Source organism: Streptococcus sp. DD11 (genome assembly GCF_001578865.1).
GTDB classification, from domain to species: Bacteria; Bacillota; Bacilli; order Lactobacillales; family Streptococcaceae; genus Streptococcus; species Streptococcus panodentis.
In genome coordinates this window covers 79278-81257 of the sequence record NZ_KQ969396.1, presented here as the reverse complement: position 1 = coordinate 81257, position 1980 = coordinate 79278, and the positions used below count along the sequence as shown (strand labels likewise).

The 1980-nt window shown below is 48.3% G+C and carries 2 protein-coding genes and 1 pseudogene; all 3 read left to right on the top strand.

The annotated features are described in order from the left end of the window. Nucleotides 1-49: 49 nt before the first annotated feature. A pseudogene (locus STRDD11_RS09835) lies at nt 50-678 on the top strand (CBS domain-containing protein). Between the two features lie 11 nt (nt 679-689). Next, nucleotides 690-1502 carry a pyruvate, water dikinase regulatory protein gene (locus STRDD11_RS09830; protein WP_128837173.1) on the top strand — a complete coding sequence of 271 codons (813 nt, stop codon included), beginning with the start codon at nt 690-692 and terminating at the stop codon, nt 1500-1502. Between the two features lie 46 nt (nt 1503-1548). After that, nucleotides 1549-1980, top strand: a 432-nt coding sequence (locus tag STRDD11_RS09825; protein ID WP_128837314.1) for a fructose-bisphosphatase class III, incomplete at its 3' end; no start/stop codon positions are given.

Sequence of the window (1980 nt, the reverse complement as noted above, 5' to 3'; positions counted from 1 at the left end):
AAGGAGGGGACAGCTTGCAGACTTTATGAGAAAAAGGAGGATTCCTTATTTGAAACTAAGCAAACGACAGAAGAAAGTGGTCGAAATCGTCAAGGAGCACCAGCCGCTGAGCGGTGAAAAGATTTCTGAACTGCTGGATGTATCCAGGGCGACTCTGCGGTCGGACCTGTCCTTTCTGACTCTGGTAGGAATTTTAAAGGCCACCCCTAAGGTTGGCTATACCTATTCGGGCTCGGATTTGGAAACTCTCTTCTTTTTGATACTTTTCGGGCAAATGTTGCCGACATCATGACCTCACCGGTCTTGGTTTCCCACGATTCCTTTATTCAGGACGCCATTATTACCTTATTTATGTATGATGCGGATGTGCTCTATGTCATTGATGAAGAGCAGCTCCTGCTGGGCATCTTATCGCGCAAGGATCTGCTGCGGGCTTCGCTCAATACCAACATTGACAGCACACCGGTCGCCGTCTGCATGACGCGGATGCCCCATATCAAAACCTGCCACAAGGATATGAATATTCTGGAGGCGGCAGCTCTCCTGCAGGATTTTGCCATTGACTCGCTTCCTATAGTAGATAAGGAAGAGGAGCGCAGCATCTTGGGAACCGTTACCAAATCTGCTTTATTAGATTATATTATCCAGCAGGCCAGAAAGGCTGAAGTAAATAGATAAGAGGAACAGTTATGAAAAAAGAGATTATTGTCTACAGTATTTCCGATTCTTTGGGCGGCACTTCCCAGAAGCTTCTGTCTGCCGTAACGGCCCAGTATCCCGATATCCTATTTAACAACAGCTATCGCTTCCCTTTTATCAATCAGGAAGAAGAGCTGCTGGATATTCTGCGCGATGCCATCAAGGATGATGCCTTGGTCATCAGCACGCTGGTAGACGGACGGCTGGCAGCAGCAGCCAGAGAGTTCAGTCAGGCGCACGGCCTGTCCTATCTGGATTTGATGCATCCTTTTTTTGAAATCATCAGGCAAAAGACCGGCACCAGTCCCATTGAAGTACCGGGGACCCTGCACCGTTTGGATACTGAGTATTTCAATAAAATTTCAGCTATTGAGTTTGCCGTCAAATACGATGACGGCAAGGCTCCTCAGGGCTTTTTGGACTCGGATCTGGTACTCTTGGGAGTATCGCGCACCTCCAAGACACCGCTCAGCATCTATCTGGCTAATAAGGGCTACAAGGTATCCAATCTGCCCCTGATTCCGCAGGTTCCCCTGCCGCAGGTTTTGGAGAAAGTGGAGAAAAAGCGCCTGATCGGCCTTTTGTGCGAGCCGGAGAAATTGGCCAAGATTCGCAGCAATCGGCTCAATTCCCTCGGTCTCACTCAGTCAAGCAGCTATACGGATCTGGAGAAAATCTACGAAGAACTGGACTATTCCCGAGAGGTCTTTAAAAAATACCAGGCCCATGTCATCAATATTACGGATAAATCAATCGAAGAAACAGCTTATTTGATCGAAGAGCATCTGAAGACTCTGCTGTAGACCAATTCTGAATGGTCTTTGCCAGTAAATACGGTGAGGTAGTAGAATGGATTTGCACAAGCGTATGTTATTGAAGGAATTTGATTCGCGGCAAAAGGTCATTACGGAGCTGATTAATCTGGAGGCAATCTTAAATCTGCCCAAGGGAACCGAGCTCTATATCAGCGACATTCATGGAGAGTTCGCAGCCTTTGACTATATCCTAAGGAGCTGCGCAGGCAATCTCAATGAAAAAATCAATGACTGTTTCGGGACGGAATGGCCAGAAGCAGACAAAAATCGGCTGTCTGCTCTTGTTTCCTATCCTGAAGCGGTGCTGGGCGAGGGGTCCAAGAGCAAGGCTTGGTATCAGGAGGTCATCCCCCAGCTGCTGACCCTTCTGGCCTTTGTCGCTGCCAAATACACCCGCTCCAAGGTCAGAAAGGCCCTGCCGTCTCAGTATGTCTATATCATCGAGGAGCTGCTCTACAGCGACACC